Source organism: Bradyrhizobium sp. UFLA05-108, assembly GCF_059803455.1.
The window spans coordinates 157,563-174,537 of sequence record NZ_JBANAZ010000009.1 but is presented as its reverse complement, the minus strand read 5'-3'; the positions used below and the strand labels follow the sequence as shown (position 1 = coordinate 174,537).

Genomic DNA, 16,975 nt, shown 5'->3' with positions numbered 1-16,975 from the left:
ACCAAACTCTTGTCCTACGGTTTTGCCGATGATTTTCGGCACGATCTGTTGGCGGGAATCTCTGTTGCCGCAGTGGCCCTGCCGGTCGCGATCGCCTACGCGCAGCTCGCAGGCTTCGATCCGGTTGTGGGGCTATATTCGAGCATTCTGCCGTTGGTCGCGTACGCCATCTTCGGCACTTCGCGGCAAATGATCGTGAATCCCGATGCAGCTGTGTGCGCCATGGTCGCAGCCGCAGTAGCTCCGCTGGCGGGCGGCAACGTCGAACTGTACTGGTCGCTGTCGGTCGCAGTCACATTTCTGGCCGGCATGTTCTGCATTGCAGCGAGTTTCCTGCGGCTCGGTGCGCTGGCGGAATTTCTCTCCAAGCCAATCCTCGTTGGACTTTTGAACGGGGTCGCAATTTCCATTTGTCTGGGGCAAGTCGGCAAGCTGCTCGGCTTTTCCATCGAATCCAAAAGGATCATTCCGCAACTGTTCGAAATCTTCGGCAAGCTTCCGGAGACGCAGATTCCGACGTTTATCGTAGGAGCGGCAAGCCTGGCGATATTGTTTGCGCTGGCGCGCTGGGCACCGCGACTTCCGGCTGCACCGATCATATTGATCGCCGCCGGCGCCGCGGTCGCACTGTTCGGATTGGACCGGTATGGAGTGGCGATTCTGGGGCCGGTTCCTGCGGGCCTGCCGCCGCTGCGATTGCCCAGATTTCCAACGGAGGACATACCGTCCCTGCTGGGTAGCGCGGCGGGGCTCGCTCTCGTGCTGTTTTCGAGTGGCATGTTGACAGCGCGCAGCTTTGCGTCGAAGGGCGGCTACGAGATCGACGCTGACCGTGAGCTGGCTGCATTTGGTGCGGCTAATCTCGCCTCCGCCTTGTCGCAAGGGTTCGCCGTGACCGGCGCTGACTCGCGCACGGCAATGGCCGTTTCAGCCGGCGGTCGCACCCAGGTGACTGGCCTGGTGGCTGCGGCGGCAATCGCCGCAGTGTTGTTGTTTTTGACCGGTCCCTTGCGATATGTGCCGATTGCTGCGTTGGGCGCATTGCTCGTGTTCGCTTCGATCTCGCTGTTTGACACGCGAACATTACGCGAAATCTGGAGCATCGATCGCGGCGAGGTCGTCCTGGCGGTGATCACGACGCTGGGAGTGGTCGCGCTGGGCGCCATCAACGGGATTCTCATCGCTGTCGGGCTGGCCCTGGTCCGCTTCGTCAAGCTGACCGCGCGGCCCAGGGACGAAATCCTGGGAACGGTCGACGGGCTTCCCGGTCTGCATTCGATCGAGCGACATCCAGACGCCAGGACGTTTCCGGGTCTCGTGCTCTACCGCTTCGATGGCCCGCTAACCTTCTTCAATTCCGATTACTTCAAGGCGAGAGCGCTGGCGGTGGCCGAAGCCGAAGGCCCGGAACTTCGTTGGTTTGTGATTGATGCAATTCCAGTCAGCCAGATCGACACGACCGGATTATATGCACTTCGCGATTTGCGGGAACGGCTGGAAGCGCGCGGAACATCGCTGCTACTGGCCGGGCGCAAGGCCGAATTTCTCGCATGGTTTCGGGAAGCCGGTCTCTACCGGCCTGAACACGAGACGTGGATCCTGCCTACACTGCGCCAGGCCCTGAAGGCCTACCTGCGGGAGTCGCAACAAATCGCGCCGCTTAACCAGCGCGACATGTGAAAATCCGTCCTCGGTCATTTTCGACGGAATGAGCACTATTGGTGTGACGCGACGAAGGCCGGGTCTGCTTTGCTCCCGTTGGCGACCAAGCCGCGCGGCGGGCAATAGGGTCGCGAAGGGCCAGCTGCTGACTCATGCGCAGTTTATTATGTTACCGTTCGACATGAAGTCGCGTCGTCTCCCGATCGGATCCCCAAGAACCGAAAGACGTTCGCGTGCAGCCTTGCGGGTGGTGCTGAAAGGCGCGATGATATCGGACCGGGCGCAATCGATACTACCGGGGTGAATGTTCAACGACTGTCCTGCTTCGTCCTGCGGTTAAGCAAATGCTGGGAGGAGTCGATGGCGCACGTTGGCAAGCACGCGATCGTGGTGGGCGCGGGAATGGGTGGTCTTTTGGCCGCTCGCGCTTTGGCCGATCATTTCGACGAAGTGACCATACTTGAGCGTGATGCGCTTCCGGATTCCCCTGATCCTCGCAAGGGCGTACCGCAAGGGCGGCATACGCACGGATTGCTTGCCCGCGGGCGCGAGGTGCTTGAGCAGTCGTTTCCCGGCTTCACTGAGGGGCTAATTGCCCAGGGAGCGGTACCTGCAGACATGGTCAACGATGGCCTTTGGTTCAACTACGGCGACTATCTTCACCACGCCCCCAGCAAGATGGTCGCGCTCGGGGTAAGCCGACCGACGTTGGAAAGATTCGTGCGACGGCGGCTCGTTCAACTACCGAATATCCGGCTGCGGGAGCGACGTGACGTTGTGGAGCCGGTGTTTGATCGCCAGTCAGGCCGTGTGACTGGTGTCCGCGTCCGATCGAAAGACGGTTCGGATGACAGGGAAACGATAGAAGCCGATCTCGTGATTGATACCAGCGGTCGCGGCTCATCAAGCCCCACATGGCTGAGTGCGTTTGGTTTCGAAAAACCGCCAGAGGAGCAGGTCACTGTGAATCTTGGCTATGTCACTCGCTTCTATCGTCTCAAACCCGAACATATGGAGAATTATTTGCACGGCAGGAAGTTCGTTCTTATGGGAGCGTGTTTGCCTGATTTTCGCTTCGGTGCCCTTTTGCCACAGGAAGGCGAGCGTTGGACCGTGACATTAGGCGGTTACATGGGCGATCAGGTGCCAGCGGGTGATGCCGGTTTCCTTGAGTTTGCACGTAGCTTGCAAAAGCCGGAATTATTTAACGTGATCCAGAATGCAGAACCGCTCACCCCGCTTGCGCAATACAAGTTTGTTTCGAACTTGCGACGCCACTACGAGAAATTGGCTCGCTTTCCAGAAGGCTATCTGGTGTATGGCGACGCCTTGTGCAGCTTCGATCCAGCCTATGGTCAGGGAATGACGGTCGCCTGCCTGGAATCGCTGGCCTTGCGTGAGTGCTTGGCAAAAGGGACACAAGGACTTGCGCATCGATTCTTCCAGATGGCCGGTCGGTTTATTGAAGCTCCTTGGCAAATTGTCGTGGGCAGTGATTTGCAGAACCCCCACGTTGAGGGCAAGCGGACGGCGCAGGTGCGCTTCGTCAACTGGTACATAGCGAAGTTTTATCAAGCGGCGCATCGCGACGCGACACTGGCGACCAAGTTCTTGGAGGTGGCCAACCTTGCGCAACAGCCAACCGCATTGTTAAGCCCAGCGAATGCACTGAAAGTGTGGAATGGAAGCCGGGACATACAGCAACGCGACGTCGGTCGGGGCCACCAAGCCGCTTAGCCCCGATTGGCCTCAATTAGACACCTTATCCAGTCGTGCGCCAGCAGGTGAGATCGCGATGGGGCGTGCCATTTGGGCGCCGAATTTCTTCTAGCTCCTTAGATCACGCCCAACAGCCGCAGCGCCACGCCCGCCGCGCACGATCCCGCCAGCACCGTCAGCATGCCGAGCTTGAAGCGGAAGATCGCGGTCGCGGCCGCGATCGAGAGCACGAGCGCGGGGATGTCGACGCTTGCCAGCACCGGCATGTCGAAGGACAGCGGAAACGCGTGCACCGGGACGGTCTCGCGGAACAACGTATGCAGCGCGAACCAGATCGAGAGGTTGAGGATCACGCCGACGACGGCCGCGGTGATCGCGCTGAGCGCGCCGGCGAGGCCCTTGTTGCCGCGCAGGAGCTCGACATAGGGAGCCCCTAAGAAGATCCAGAGGAAGCAGGGCGTGAAGGTCACCCAGGTCGCGAGCAGCCCCCCGAGCGTGCCGGCGAGCATCGGCGACACCCCGCCCGGATCACGAAACGCGGCCATGAAGCCCACGAATTGCAGCACCATGATCAGGGGACCTGGCGTCGTCTCGGCCATGCCGAGACCATCAAGCATCTCGCGCGCGCTGAGCCAGTGGTAATGCTCCACTGCCTGCTGGGCGACATAGGCGAGCACCGCATAGGCGCCGCCGAAGGTGACCAGCGCCATCTTGGAGAAGAACAGCGCGATCTGGCTGAACACATTGGCCTCTCCGAAGGCTGCGAGCAGAGCGATCACCGGGACGAGCCAGAGCGCCAGCCACACCGCGCCGACGCGGATCGCGCGCGCCGTGTCAGGGCGGACATGATCGGGCACCGCTTCGCCGAGCATACTGTCGATCACGGCGGCATTGCTGCCATGGCCGTGCGCTGCGGGCGCGAATTCCGGGCGGCCGCTTTTGGCGCCGACGTAGCCGATCACGCCGGCGGCGATGATGATGAACGGGAAGGGGACGGCGAAGAAAAAGATCGCGACGAAGGCACCGGCCGCAAGCGCGATCATGACACGGTTCTTCAGCGCGCGCTTGCCGACGCGCACCACGGCCTCGACGACGATGGCGAGCACGGCGGCCTTCAGGCCGAAGAACAGCGCCTCGACGAAGCTGACATTGCCGAATGCGGCATAGACGTAGCTCAGGCCCATGATGGCGATGATGCCGGGCAGGATGAAGAGCCCGCCGGCCATCAACCCACCGGCCGTCCGGTGCATCAGCCAGCCGATGTAGGTCGCAAGCTGCTGCGCCTCCGGTCCCGGCAGCAGCATGCAATAGTTCAACGCATGCAGGAAACGTCCCTCGGAGATCCAGTTCTTCTCCTCGACCAGGATGCGGTGCATGACAGCGATCTGACCCGCGGGCCCACCGAAGCTCAGGCAGGCGACGCGGAGCCAGACGCGAAAGGCTTCGTTGAAGCTGATGCCGTGACCGGCATCAGCTTCTGCTTGGACATTACGCGTATCCATCATGCCTTCACTTTGTTGGTCGGCCAGTTGTGGGTCTCGTTGGTGGCGTCGCGGCACCAGCGGTAGAAGGCATCGTAGAGCAGCATGCCGGCCTCGAGCTGCTCGAGGTCGTCGTCATACATCCGCGACAGGCCGAGCGAGGCTGCGAGCAGGCCCGGCGCCTCCGGAGCAAGATCGGGCCGCGCGGTGTCGGCCCCACGCACCAGGGTCGCGAGCCGCTGCAAGGGCGGAGTCGACAGGCCGAACTCCTCGACCATGACGTCGAAGGTGCAGAGCTGTCCGCGGTGGCTCCAGAACACATTCTCGATGTCGAAGGGCGCGGCATTGAAGCGCTCGCCGACACCGACGACCTCGGATGGCGCCACGTACAGGAACACCGCATTGGGATCGACGAAGCGGCGGATCAGCCAGGGGCAGGCGATACGATCGACCTTCGGCCGCGCCCGCGTCACCCAGACGGTGCGGCCTCTGGCATCCCGCTTCGGCAGCTTGGTGGTGTCGACGAGCGGCAGCTTAGCCGCTTTCCAGCCCTCGAAACCGCCTTCGAGCGTTTCGGCCTGCACGCCGAGCTGCCGCAGCCAGGCCGCCGTGCCCTGCGCGAGCTTCTCGCCGCGCAGGCAGGAGACGATGACCGAGCGGCCGGCGAATTCGCCGCCCCATTCCGGAACCTTGTCGTGGCTGAGCTTGATGGAGCCGGGGATCAGCCGCCGGTCGGCGGCAAAATCCTCCTCCGTACGAACGTCGATCAAAGCAGGGGAATTGGCCGTGCCGATCAGCCGTGCCAGCTTGTCAGAAGATATCGTCGTGAATGTAGACATGATGCGTCCTCGTAAAGAGTGAACGGGACGCGATACTTGGGCATGTCGCCTCGTGGGGAGATCGCTCAAATCCCCATGAGCCGCATTACACCGAAACCGCGAATGACTGTCAATCGCGGGTTTGGCGGGTAATGAGCCTTACAATGAGCCTTAGAAAGTTCTGCTGCCGGGGCCTATATTCCCGGCAACGGATTCTTTCCCGGAGATATGTCCGATGCACTCACATTCCATCGAGCAATGGACGCATGAGCACGCGTTCCTCGGCGACAAGCATGACGAGAACGAGCGGCGCACCTGGTTCGTGGTGGCGCTGACGCTCATCATGATGGTCGGCGAGATCGTCGCCGGCTCGCTGTTCGGCTCGATGGCGTTGCTCGCCGACGGTTGGCACATGGGAACGCATGCGGCGGCGCTCGGGATCGCGGCGTTCGCCTATCGCTTCGCGCGCCAGCACCTCGGCAATGCGCATTTCACGTTCGGCACCGGCAAATTCGGCGATCTCGCCGCTTTTTCCAGCGCCATCATCCTGGGGCTGATCGCGGTCCAGATCGCCTATGAGAGCGTGCTGCGGCTGGTCTCGCCGGTGCCGATCGTCTATGGCGAGGCGATCGCGGTGGCCGTGCTCGGCCTCTGCGTCAATCTCGTCAGCGCCTTGCTGCTCCGCGACAGCCATGATCATCACCATCACGGCCACGATCATGGCCATGCACATGACGACGACCACGATCATGATCATCACCACCATCATCGCGACCATAATCTCCGCGCGGCCTACGTCCATGTGATGGCGGATGCGGCGACCTCGGTGCTGGCGATCGGCGCGCTCGTCGTCGCCATGTATTCTGGATGGGTCTGGGCCGATCCGGCCGTCGGCCTGATCGGCAGCGTGGTGATCGCGAGCTGGGCGTTCGGCCTGATCAAGGCCTCGGGTGCGGTGCTGCTCGACGTCCGGGCCGACGAGAAGCTGGAAAAGGTCATACGCGCCCGCATGGAGGTGGGCGAGGACCGCGTCACCGATCTGCATCTCTGGCAGGTCGGTCCCGGCCACCGCGCCGTGCTGGTCTCGCTCGTCTCCGACAAGCCCAAGCAGCCGGCCGTCTACAAGAAGCGGCTCGCGGGGCTGAAGGGGCTCAGCCATGTCACCGTCGAGGTGGAAACCTGCCCACATTGACGTGTTTGGGCCCGGGGGGAATTCCCTGGCGTCGCCGGGGTTTCGTCAGCGGTCACGGATGTGTCGCCGGCGCGCCGCTTCCGAAAAATAAGGAACCAGAATGATGCCCCGGATCAGTTTCGCGCTCGCCGCAATCGCGTTCGCCTTGCTTACCCAAACCGCCTCGGCCCAATCGGAAAAGCCGGGTGTCGAAAAACTCTACATCCTCAATTGCGGGGAGGGTGCCACCAGCGACGTGTCGCGCTGGACGCCGGGCATGAACGAGGGCAAGCCGATGGACTTCGTCGATAGCTGCTACCTGATCAAGCACAGCCGGGGCTGGTTCCTGTGGGATACCGGTGTCCCCGATGCGGTTGCATCGATGCCGAATGGCCTCGTTCCCTCCGACCCGAAGGCGACGGTCTGGCACCGGCCGAAGACGCTGGTCGCGCAACTCGAACAGCTTGGCCTCAAGCCGAGCGATATCAAATGGATGGCGGTGTCGCACACGCATCCCGACCACACCGGCAATGTCGAGATGTTTCCGCAGGCAGTCCTGCATGTTCAGAAGGCTGAATATGAGTGGCCCGGTCCCAACAATGAGCCGCGCTTCAAGCCGTCGCATCCCGTCGTGCTGCTCGACGGCGACAAGGACGTGTTCGGCGACGGCAGCCTGACCATTCTCGCAACGCCCGGCCACACGCCGGGACACCAGTCGCTGCTGGTGAAACTGCCGAAGACCGGCGCGGTGGTGCTGTCGGGCGATGCCGTGCACTTCAAAAGCAACTGGGACAACCGCGTGGTGCCCAGCATGAACGCCAGCAAGGACCAGACGGTCGCCTCGATGCAGAAGATCGCCGACGTGCTTGCCAAGGAGAAGGCGCAGCTCTGGATCAACCACGACAAGGCGCAGCGCGACAGCCTGAAGATGGCGCCGGAGTTTTACGACTGACGTCGCCCGGGCAGCGGAAGGGCTGCTGCCACGATGCTGTCAGCAGGGTGGTGCTAGGAGGATGCCCAACTGGCTTCGCGAAGGAGGCAGCCTTTGGGAGCAGGCTTGGGCGAATGGCCGGGCGTTGCGATCGCGCTTTTGTCCAGCAGCATCGGCGGCACCGCGGCGGCGATCACGCGCTATCTTGTCGGTGGTGCCGATCCGATCCTGCTGGCCATCCTGCGCTGGGGAATTGGGTTCGCCTGCCTGCTGCCGGTTGCGCTGTGGCTCGGCGCGCGGTGGCCGTCGCGGCGTGACCTGCCGGCGGTGCTACTGCTCGGCCTCAGCTTCTTCGGCCTGTTCTTCATCCTCTACAATATCGCGATCTCCTACACGACAGCGGCGCGGGCCAGCCTCGCGCTCGCGACGCTGCCGCTTCACACCATGGTGGTCGGCGCGCTGCTTGGCGTCGAGCGTCTGACGGTGCGCAAGGCGGTTGGCGTCGGCGTTGCCGTGCTCGGCGTCCTGGCCGCGCTCGCGACGGGCCTGGCGCAAAGCCCGCCCGGAGCCTGGCGCGGCGAACTGATCATGACTGCGGCAGTCTTCTGCATGGCCTTCTACAACGTGTGGTCCCGCCCGCTGATGCAGCGCTCGAGCACGCTCGGCTTCCTGACCGTCGGGATGGGGGCAGGGGCCATCGCGCTTGTACTGGTCGGCCTGGCGCGCGGCAGCTTTGCGGCGCTCGACCACTTCACGACTGCGCAATGGATCGCCGGCGTCTATCTCGGCATCGGCGGTGGAGCACTCGCTTTCATCCTCTGGGTGAGGGCGCTCGCGCTCGCCACGCCGACCCGTGTCGCCAACACGATGACGGTCAACCCGATCGCCGCGGCCGCGCTCGCGGCGCTCCTGATGGGCGAGCCGATCACACCCAATCTTCTGATTGGCCTCGTGGCGGTGTTCGCCGGCATCTGGATCGCGACCAGTGAGGCGAAGCCTGCCTGATCAGCTCTTGATCAGCTCTTGGGCAGCGTCACGGGTGGCGGTCCGCCCTCTGGCGCCTTCTTCGGCTTCAGGCTGCCCGCGTAGAACGACAGCAGGAACACCAGCACCACGGCGGCGAGATAGACGCCATAGGCCTGCGGCGGCGTGGTCGCCCATCGCGTGAGACGCTTGAATGTGCCTGATAGCTCGCTGTCGTTGGTCATGCCTTGCTTTTTGCGCGAAAGCAGCCGCGAAGGGAAGGGGCCTCAAGAAGGCCCGCGACGCTCCGGATGGATCAGGAACAGCGCCGCTAGCGCTGCGAGGCTCAGCGCCGACGACACGATCAGAACCTTGCTGCCCATGACGTCGATCAACAGGCCGAAGGCGAGGGGAGCGACGGCCTGCGCCATCCGTGCCGGCGCACCGATGATGCCGAGGCGGTAGCCGTAGTTCTTCGGTCCGTAGATCGACAGCGGCAGCGTTCCGCGTGCGATGGTGAGAACGCCGTTACCCGAGCCGTGGAGAATGGCAAAGGCGCTTGCACCGGCAGCGCCGAAGATGGCGATCACGGCGGCCCCGATCGGGTGGGTGATGCAGGCAAGCCGCGTCGACCACAGTGGATGAAAGCGGCTCAGAAAGCTCGCCTCGAGAACCCGCGCGCCGACCTGCGCCGGCCCGATCAGCGCGCCCGCTGCAATCGCCTCGACCGGCGTCGCGCCAGTGGCTTCGAGGATGCGCGGGAAATGCACCGCCATCGCACCGGTCACAGTCCAGGCCGCGGCAAAGACGAAGGCCAAAAGGATCATGGTGCGGTTGAGCGGGATATGCGGCTTGACGGCCGTCGTCGCCGCTTCCTTGGCGCCCTTGACCTTCGGCAGCATCAAGAGGTTGAGCGGCAGGCCGATCAGGATGTGGGCGGCTGCCCAGGCAAAGCAGGTGTCGCGCCATCCGATATGCGAAAGCCCGAGGGCCGTCAGCGGCCAGCCGACGGTCGAGGCAAATCCCGCCATCAGCGTGATGCCGGTGATCGAGCCGCGCGCCTCGGTGCCGTAGATGCGTCCGAGCGCGGCGAAGGCCGCATCGTAGAGCCCGAGCGCCATGCCGATGCCGAGCACGAGCCAGGCGATCGCCATCACCGGGACGGAGGTGGAGAAGCCGAGCAGCACGAGGCCGCCGGCAATCGTCAGGTTCGAGGCCGACAGGACCTGTCGTCCGCCGACGAGATCGATCTGCCGCCCGATGCGCGGGCCGAGCATGGCCGAAATCACCAGCGAGGCTGAGAAGGCGCCAAAGATCCAGTTGGAGGAGACGCCGAGATCGCGTCCGATCGGATCGGCGAGGATGGCCGGCAGGTAATAGCTCGAAGCCCAGGCCAGCGTCTGTGTGGTGCCGAGCGCCAGAATGATCGGAAGTTGTCGCTGGCTCATGCGCGAAATCATTGCCTGACTTTTGCATCCCTGGCGCGGGTGACGTCAACATCGGCCACGGCATATTCGATCTGCGGCATGCGGGACGCCGTGCGAGGCGAGGTCCGCCTTTCGTCCGTCACGAAGGTGCGGCTATAATGGCCCATGGAATTGATCCCCCGCCTTGCGCTGATCAACTGGCTGACCAGCCAGGGGCTCACCGGACTGCCCGAGATCGAGATGCTGCGCGGCTTCTGCGAGCGCTGCCGCGCGGAAGGGATCGCGCTGTCGCGGGGGCTCGTCGTCATCGACACGCTGCACCCGATCTATGAGGGGCGCGCCTTCCGCTGGAGCGATGGGCCGACCAACGAGAGCGACGTCTTCGAGTATGGATCGACGGCTGAGGGCGATCCAGCCAAGAACTGGCGCCGCTCGGTATTCTATCATCTGCTCGAGCACGGCGAGGACGAGATGCAGCTCGATCTCGCGGACGCCGCATCGCTCGACTTCTCGCAGATCGGCGAACTCGCGGAAAAAGGCCATCGGCATATCCTCGCCTTCGTGCATCGCTTCGGCGAGACCGGTGCGCTCGGCCAGATGGACTGCCTCTATTCCTACTGGACGACGCGGCGGCCCGAGGGCTTTGCCGAGAGCGAGCTCGCGGCGCTGCGCGATCTCGTGCCGGTGCTGGGGCTCACGGTCAAGTCCGCCCAGCAGGTCGATATCGTGCGCACGCTCGGGCGTGTCTACCTCGGCCGCGATGCCTCCGAGCAGGTGCTGCGCGGGCGCATCTCACGCGGCGTCACCGAGCGCATCAGCGCCGTGCTCTGGTATTCGGACCTGCGCGGCTCGACCGGGATCAGCGAGAGTATCGGACCGGACGAGATCATCCCGTTCCTCAACGACTATGCGCAGGCTGTGATCGACGCGATCCACGACGCCGGCGGCGACGTCCTGAAGCTGATCGGCGACGGCGTGCTCGCGATGTTCACCGGCGAGGACATGGCGGCGGCGCGTCGCGCGGCTCTGCGGGCCGAGCATCTTTTCCGCAAGAACATCGTGGCGCTGAATGCGAGGCGCGCCGCCGACGGCCGACCGATCACGTCGGCCTATATCGGCTTGCATGTCGGCGAGGTCTTCTACGGCAATATCGGCAGCGAGGACCGGCTCGATTTCACGGTGGTCGGGCCCACGGTCAACGAGGTCAGCCGCATTGCCTCGATGAGCCGCTCGGTCGATCGCGAGCTGCTCGCATCGGCGGAGTTTTACGCGGGGCTCGATGCGGCGGGCCGCCGCTATCTCGTCTCGACCGGCCGCTACGCACTGCGTGGCATCGGCCGCGCGCAGGATCTCTACACGCTCGATCCGGACATCGACACGAACGAGCCGGTGACGGGAAGCTACGAGCGGTATCTGGCGGGTTAGGGGCCGTCCGGCGGGATTGAGGCTTTGGGTGTTTTCGTCCGGTCCCTGGCGGGCCATTGTTCGGAAAGCGGCGGCATTGAAGTCTCCTTGCCGGTCATGCGCTCAATGGCGATCGCATAGACGGTAATGAGATCGAGCCGCGGAAAGAATCCCTTGGGTCGCGTTGTTTCCGGCTTGCCGTATTTGACCATCAAGGCCTCGCAGAACCGCTGCTTGACGGCCCTGTCGTCCACGATCCTGACACGGCCGAACAGGCATATGCTTCGATAGGCGAGACCGGAATCGCATTCAAACCGGCCATAATCGAAGACACCATCGTGCTCGTCGATCTCGAAGCAGACGCGCCGGTCCCGCTCGATGTTCGCGCGCAGATGTCCTCTGGCACCTGTCGTGTGGAGATACACCTCTCCGTCGATCCAGAGATAGAGGAGCGGGATGCAATAGGGGAAACCGTCCTCGCTAACCGTCGCGAGACGGCCACTATAGCCTTGTGCCAGCATCTCCAGCATCCGCTCGTGCGACATGGCCCGGTCTGCGCGACGGATCTGCGGTGAGCTCATGGTTGGGGACGCTCCGTACCGTTGTTCGCTGAGCGGCAATTTCGTCGTTATCCGAAAATTGGATAAGATTTCAGTGGTCTTATAGAAAGGTCCACTTCGTTTCGTTGAGGCATACCACTTGTCCTGACGCGCAGCTCAGTTGTTGGGGAGAACACGTGAAGAGTCGGCAAAGCTGGGCAGAGCTTTATGCGTTCGAGGTGGATCGCGCGGCAGATGCGCCCGTGTTCCGCCAGATTTATCTGCGGCTGCGCTCGGCGATCTTGTCGGGAGCGCTCCGTCCCGCGACCAAGCTGCCCTCGACACGCGAACTCGCAACGCAGCTCGGAGTTTCGCGCTCCGCAGTCGTCTCGGCTTTCGAGCAGCTTCTTGCCGAGGGCTATGCCGTCGGCAGGAGAGGTGCTGGGACCTACGTGGCCTTCGATCTTCCCGAGCCGTTCGCGGCCTTTCAGGACCGAAAGGTGCGGCCTGCATCGGCTGTCACCACCTTCGCTGAACTCGGCGATTTCGTCGACGTGACGGCGCGAGACGATGAACGTCCCTTCAACCTGGGGAGGACCCTGCTGGACGCGCGTAGCGCCGAATTGTGGCGCAAGCTTACCGCGCGCACGCTGCGGTCTTTTGGACGGCATCACCTCGGCTATGGCGATCCCCGCGGCTTGCCAGAGCTGCGCAAATCGCTTTGCGACTATCTTCGGGCCGCACGCGGCGTGCGCTGCGGGCCCGACCAGATCGTGCTCACTGCTGGCACGCAACAGGCCGTCGACATCGTGGCCCGCATCATGCCGGGGCCGGACAAGGAGGCCTGGACTGAAGATCCCGGCTACACCTTGACCCGTCTTGCGCTCATCGCAGCAGGCGCGAAGGTTTTCCCCATCCCGGTGGACCAGCACGGCATTAACGTCGCCGAAGGCATCCGTCGCGCGCCCAAAGCGCGCGCTGTGTTCATAACTGCCTCGCATCAGTTTCCAAAGGGCGTGCCCCTGTCGATGGCGCGCCGCCTCGAACTGCTTGGCTGGGCCCGAGAGTCGGGCGCCTGGATCATCGAGGACGACTACGCCAGCGAATTCAGATATGGCGGCCGGCCACTCGCTTCGCTCCAGGGCCTCGATGAAGCCGGGCGCGTGATTTACGTCGGAACTCTCAACAAGGCGCTCTTCCCGGGACTTCGGCTCGGCTACGCGGTCGTGCCGGATTCACTCGTGCGGAACTTCGTCGCCGCGCGCTATCTGATGGACCGCCAGCCGCCCAGCCTGTGCCAGGCGGTCGTCGCCGCCTTCATGGAGGAGGGGCATTTTGCGGCTCACATCCGCAGAATGCGGGAGGTGTACCGCCTTCAACGAGATACACTCGTCGCGGCCCTCAGGCGCCGGCTGAGCGATCACCTGAGCGTCGAACCGCCGGACCAGGGGATGCACCTGGTCGCCTACACGCGATCGGGACTCTCGGACGTAACTATCGAACGGCGGTCGCGCGAGCACGGCGTCGTCGTTCGCGCGATGAGCCCTCTGTATCTTGAGGCACCGGCGCAATCGGCGCTGATGCTGGGCTTCAGCGGTTTTCCGCGCCAGATCATTGCGCCGGCGATTGCGCGTTTGGCCCGGGCCTTCGATCGCTAAAGCGCGATGAGATTGGGATGAAACGTCATCGCGCTTTAGGTTGTCGTTTGAGCATGATCTTTTCGGAAAACCGCTCCGCACTTTTCCGGATCATGCTCGAGGCGAGTGACCGTCGTCCGCCCGGGCCCGATCAGCAAGCGCGCGCCGCCGCCTCGTCGCCGACCATCTCCGGCTGCCGGTCCAGCGCGACTGCCGGCGAGAGCCAGATCACCAGCGCCTGCACGGCGAAGATCGCGGCTGCGAGATAGAGGCATGCCTCCGCGCTATAAAACCCGCCGACGATCGCGCCCAGCGCCGAGCCGAGCGGGCGTGCGCCGTAGCTCATGATGTTGATGGCGGAGACGCGGCCGAGCAGGCGCGGCGGCGTCACCGATTGGCGCAGCGTGGTGGTCGAGATCACCCAGAGGATCGGGCCGACGCCGAGCAGGAAGAAGCTCAAGCATGCGAGCCATGCCGCAGGCACCAGCACCGTCAGCGCCATCACGAGGGCAGCAACGAACCCGGTCACCGGTCCAAGTCCGACCACCATGCCGAAGGCGAGGCGCCGCATCACCCGCGTCGCGACCAATGCGCCGATCACCATGCCGACGCCATACATCGCAAGCACCACGCCGACGCCGGTCGCCGAGAGGCTGAGATGGCGCACCGCATAGGGCACGAACACCGCAAGCTGAAGGAACCAGCCTGTGTTGAAGATGAACTGGGTGACGAACACCGGCCGCAACAGCGGGTGATGGAAGACGAAGGCAGCGCCCTCGCGGATCTCCTGCAGCGGGTGCCGTCGCGGCGCGGCTGCGCGCGCGGGCTCGTAGAGGCCGGCGAGCAGCACCACCGCGATCGCCGAAAGCGCGGCCGCAAAGCCGAAGGCCGGGCTGGCGCCAAGCCAGCCGACCAGTGCGCCGCCGAGTGCGGGACCGCTCGCAAACGCGATCGTGCGCGCAAGCTCAATTCGCGCATTCGCGGCAGGCAGCAGCTCCGGTCCAACCAGCGAAGGCACCAGCGCCGGCGCTGCCACGCTGTAGACGACCGTGCCGCAGACCGCCGCAAAGCCCAGCGCTGCGAGCAGTGGCAGGTTGAGCGCGCCAAGCGCAATCAGGATCACGATGACCGCAAGCGCCGCAGCCCGCAGCGCCTCGGCGCCGGCCATCAGCGCGCGCCGGGAGATGCGGTCGGCGAGCAGGCCGGCCGGAATCGCAAACAGCACGAAGGGCAGGGTGAGGGCGGTCTGGAGCAGGCCGGTCTGGCCTTCAGCGACGCCCAGCGTCAGCACCGCGACGATGGGGGCGGCGGCCAGCGCGATCTGTTCCGCCGATTGCGCCGCAAGATTGGACCAGGCGAGGCGGTTGAACGTGTCCGGAAGGCAAGGGGTCGTTGACATCGGTCATTCCCTGGAAATCGATCTGAAGGCCAGTATCCGCCCCGAAGGACCACCAAACCCACCCGCTTCCCGACAATCCCGGTCGTGCGCCTCATCACGGGAACCAATGCGGCTAGATGCAGTTGCAAATGAGTTGCAATAAGCACCTAGTTCGGTATTCTTTCTGTCCATGGATGCCCGATCACCCGATCTGACCCCCGACGCAGCTGGCTGGCGCACAGACGTGCCCACCACGAAGAGCTTGGCCGAGGTGAACGGCACGGTCGCGATCCCCGCCGCCGCAGCGTGGTGGCGCCGGCTGCTTGCCTTTGTCGGCCCCGGCTATCTCGTCTCGGTCGGTTACATGGATCCCGGCAACTGGGCGACCGACCTCGCCGGCGGTTCGAAGTTTGGCTACACGCTGCTCTCGGTCATCCTGCTTTCGAATCTGATGGCGATCCTGCTCCAGTCGCTGGCCGCAAGGCTCGGCATCGTCACCGACCGCGATCTTGCGCAGGCCTGCCGCGCGACCTACTCGCCGGCGGTGAACGGGATGCTGTGGCTCGCCTGCGAGGCGGCAATCATCGCCTGCGATCTCGCCGAGGTCATCGGCACGGCGATCGCCCTCAAGCTGCTGTTCGGCATCCCCTTGATCGGCGGCGCGCTGATCGCCGCGCTCGACGCTTTTCTCCTGCTGCTTCTGATGAACCGCGGCTTTCGTTTCCTTGAAGCCTTCGTGATGTCGCTGCTCGTCGTGATCGCTGTCTGCTTTGCGATCCAGATTGCCGCGGCGGCGCCGCCGGTCGCGGAGGTGATCCGTGGATTTGCGCCGCGGACGGAGATCTTCACCAATCCCGAGATGCTCTACATTGCGATCGGCATCATCGGTGCCACCGTGATGCCGCATAATCTCTATCTGCACTCCTCGATCGTGCAGACCCGCGCCTATGAGCGGACCGACGAAGGTCGGCGCGAGGCGATAACATGGGCGACGACCGACTCCACGGTGGCGCTGATGCTGGCGCTCTTCATCAACGCCGCGATCCTGGTGGTCGCGGCCGCGACCTTCCACAAGAGCGGCCATTCCGACGTCGCCGAGATTAGCCAGGCCTTCGAGTTGCTGTCGCCGCTGCTTGGACTTGGCATCGCCTCGACCTTGTTCGCAGTGGCGTTGCTCGCCTCCGGCCTCAACTCCACGGTGACCGCGACGCTGGCCGGCCAGATCGTGATGGAAGGCTTTCTCGACCTGCGCCTGCCGAGCTGGGCGCGCCGGTTGCTCACGCGCGGCATCGCGATCGTTCCCGTGATCGTCGTCACCGCGCTCTACGGCGAGCAGGGTACCGGGCAACTCCTGGTGTTCAGCCAGGTCGTGTTGTCGATGCAGCTTCCGTTCGCGGTCATTCCGCTGGTGCGCTTCGTCTCCGACCGACGCAAGATGGGCAAGTTCGCGATTTCCCGCAGAGTTGCCGCGATTGCCTGGATCGTCGCCGGCGTTATCGTGATCCTCAACCTGAAGTTGTTGTTCGATGCGCTGTTGGGGTGAGGGCGGGGCATTCTTCCCCGAGATCAGCCGGTGCGGAACCCCGGCGACCGTCGAGCCCGCGCGCAAGCGCGCGCAAAAGGCAGGAAAACCACGCGTTCGCCATTGGATGGAATAATCGAGCCTTGTTCGCGGCCTGACTCCCGGACCCCCGGGCTTTTACGGATTCGTCCTTTTCAATTTTGGCTAGGCGCGTATAATGAATTCAATTTTTGATAGGGCATATAATGGCGTTGGTTTTTTCAAGCTGGTTTTCATCCGCCGCGGAATGATGCGCTGAGATGAGCGCGTCAATCGCGCTTTCA

15 protein-coding genes are annotated in these 16,975 nt (G+C 63.8%); 8 read left to right on the top strand and 7 right to left on the bottom strand.

The annotated features are described in order from the left end of the window. Positions 1-9: 9 nt before the first annotated feature. Together SO140_RS09680 and SO140_RS09675 are read left to right on the top strand one after the other, a co-directional pair. Positions 10-1,680 carry a SulP family inorganic anion transporter gene (locus SO140_RS09680; protein WP_498542534.1) on the top strand — a complete coding sequence of 557 codons (1,671 nt, stop codon included), beginning with the start codon at positions 10-12 and terminating at the stop codon, positions 1,678-1,680. 342 nt (positions 1,681-2,022) lie between these two features. Further along, positions 2,023-3,399 carry an FAD-dependent oxidoreductase gene (locus tag SO140_RS09675; protein ID WP_449380706.1) on the top strand — a complete coding sequence of 459 codons (1,377 nt, stop codon included), beginning with the start codon at positions 2,023-2,025 and terminating at the stop codon, positions 3,397-3,399. Positions 3,400-3,497: 98 nt separating this feature from the next. On the opposite strand, the gene chrA is transcribed toward SO140_RS09675, so the two are convergent. Both chrA and SO140_RS09665 read right to left on the bottom strand, forming a co-directional pair. Continuing rightward, complete coding sequence (chrA, locus tag SO140_RS09670) at positions 3,498-4,883, bottom strand: chromate efflux transporter (protein WP_449380712.1); 1,386 nt, start codon at positions 4,881-4,883, stop codon at positions 3,498-3,500. After that, complete coding sequence (locus SO140_RS09665; RefSeq protein ID WP_449380705.1) at positions 4,883-5,701, bottom strand: chromate resistance protein ChrB domain-containing protein; 819 nt, start codon at positions 5,699-5,701, stop codon at positions 4,883-4,885. The genes chrA and SO140_RS09665 overlap by 1 nt, the downstream gene beginning before the upstream one ends. Positions 5,702-5,915: 214 nt before the next feature. On the opposite strand from SO140_RS09665, the gene dmeF reads away from it, so the two are divergent. From dmeF to SO140_RS09650, 3 genes are all read left to right on the top strand, one after another. Next, positions 5,916-6,872, top strand: coding sequence for a CDF family Co(II)/Ni(II) efflux transporter DmeF (dmeF, locus tag SO140_RS09660; RefSeq protein WP_449380704.1), 957 nt, complete (start codon positions 5,916-5,918; stop codon positions 6,870-6,872). Positions 6,873-6,972: 100 nt separating this feature from the next. Then, positions 6,973-7,803: an N-acyl homoserine lactonase family protein gene (locus tag SO140_RS09655; protein ID WP_449380703.1), complete on the top strand. Its 831-nt coding sequence runs from the start codon at positions 6,973-6,975 to the stop codon at positions 7,801-7,803. A 105-nt stretch (positions 7,804-7,908) separates the two neighbouring features. Next, positions 7,909-8,787: a DMT family transporter gene (locus tag SO140_RS09650; protein WP_449380711.1), complete on the top strand. Its 879-nt coding sequence runs from the start codon at positions 7,909-7,911 to the stop codon at positions 8,785-8,787. 11 nt (positions 8,788-8,798) lie between these two features. Here SO140_RS09650 and SO140_RS09645 read toward each other — a convergent pair whose 3' ends face one another. Genes SO140_RS09645 through SO140_RS09635 form a run of 3 tightly spaced genes read right to left on the bottom strand, consistent with a single transcriptional unit; the run spans position 8,799 to position 10,339 of the window. Then, positions 8,799-8,990 carry a hypothetical protein gene (locus SO140_RS09645; protein ID WP_449380702.1) on the bottom strand — a complete coding sequence of 64 codons (192 nt, stop codon included), beginning with the start codon at positions 8,988-8,990 and terminating at the stop codon, positions 8,799-8,801. A 42-nt stretch (positions 8,991-9,032) separates the two neighbouring features. Continuing rightward, positions 9,033-10,193, bottom strand: a complete 1,161-nt coding sequence (locus SO140_RS09640) for an MFS transporter (RefSeq protein WP_474800161.1) — start codon at positions 10,191-10,193, stop codon at positions 9,033-9,035. Between the two features lie 8 nt (positions 10,194-10,201). Then, positions 10,202-10,339 (bottom strand): hypothetical protein, encoded by a 138-nt coding sequence (locus SO140_RS09635; protein ID WP_449380700.1) that lies wholly within the window; start codon positions 10,337-10,339, stop codon positions 10,202-10,204. Between SO140_RS09635 and SO140_RS09630 the strand changes: the two genes are divergently transcribed. Continuing rightward, entirely contained in the window at positions 10,338-11,597 is a 1,260-nt protein-coding gene (locus tag SO140_RS09630; protein WP_449380699.1) for an adenylate/guanylate cyclase domain-containing protein, read from the top strand. The two genes, SO140_RS09635 and SO140_RS09630, sit on opposite strands and share 2 nt — an antisense overlap. Here the strand turns inward: SO140_RS09630 and SO140_RS09625 are convergent. Beyond that, positions 11,594-12,157 carry a pyridoxamine 5'-phosphate oxidase family protein gene (locus tag SO140_RS09625; protein ID WP_449380698.1) on the bottom strand — a complete coding sequence of 188 codons (564 nt, stop codon included), beginning with the start codon at positions 12,155-12,157 and terminating at the stop codon, positions 11,594-11,596. The two genes, SO140_RS09630 and SO140_RS09625, sit on opposite strands and share 4 nt — an antisense overlap. Positions 12,158-12,312: 155 nt before the next feature. Between SO140_RS09625 and pdxR the strand changes: the two genes are divergently transcribed. Then, entirely contained in the window at positions 12,313-13,773 is a 1,461-nt protein-coding gene (gene pdxR, locus SO140_RS09620) for a MocR-like pyridoxine biosynthesis transcription factor PdxR (protein WP_449380697.1), read from the top strand. A 130-nt stretch (positions 13,774-13,903) separates the two neighbouring features. Here pdxR and SO140_RS09615 read toward each other — a convergent pair whose 3' ends face one another. Further along, on the bottom strand, positions 13,904-15,151 hold the full coding sequence (locus tag SO140_RS09615; protein WP_449380696.1) for an MFS transporter: 1,248 nt from the start codon (positions 15,149-15,151) through the stop codon (positions 13,904-13,906). A 169-nt stretch (positions 15,152-15,320) separates the two neighbouring features. Here SO140_RS09615 and SO140_RS09610 point away from each other — a divergent pair, with 169 nt between their 5' ends. Further along, positions 15,321-16,673 carry an Nramp family divalent metal transporter gene (locus SO140_RS09610; protein ID WP_449380695.1) on the top strand — a complete coding sequence of 451 codons (1,353 nt, stop codon included), beginning with the start codon at positions 15,321-15,323 and terminating at the stop codon, positions 16,671-16,673. Positions 16,674-16,975 lie beyond the last annotated feature (302 nt).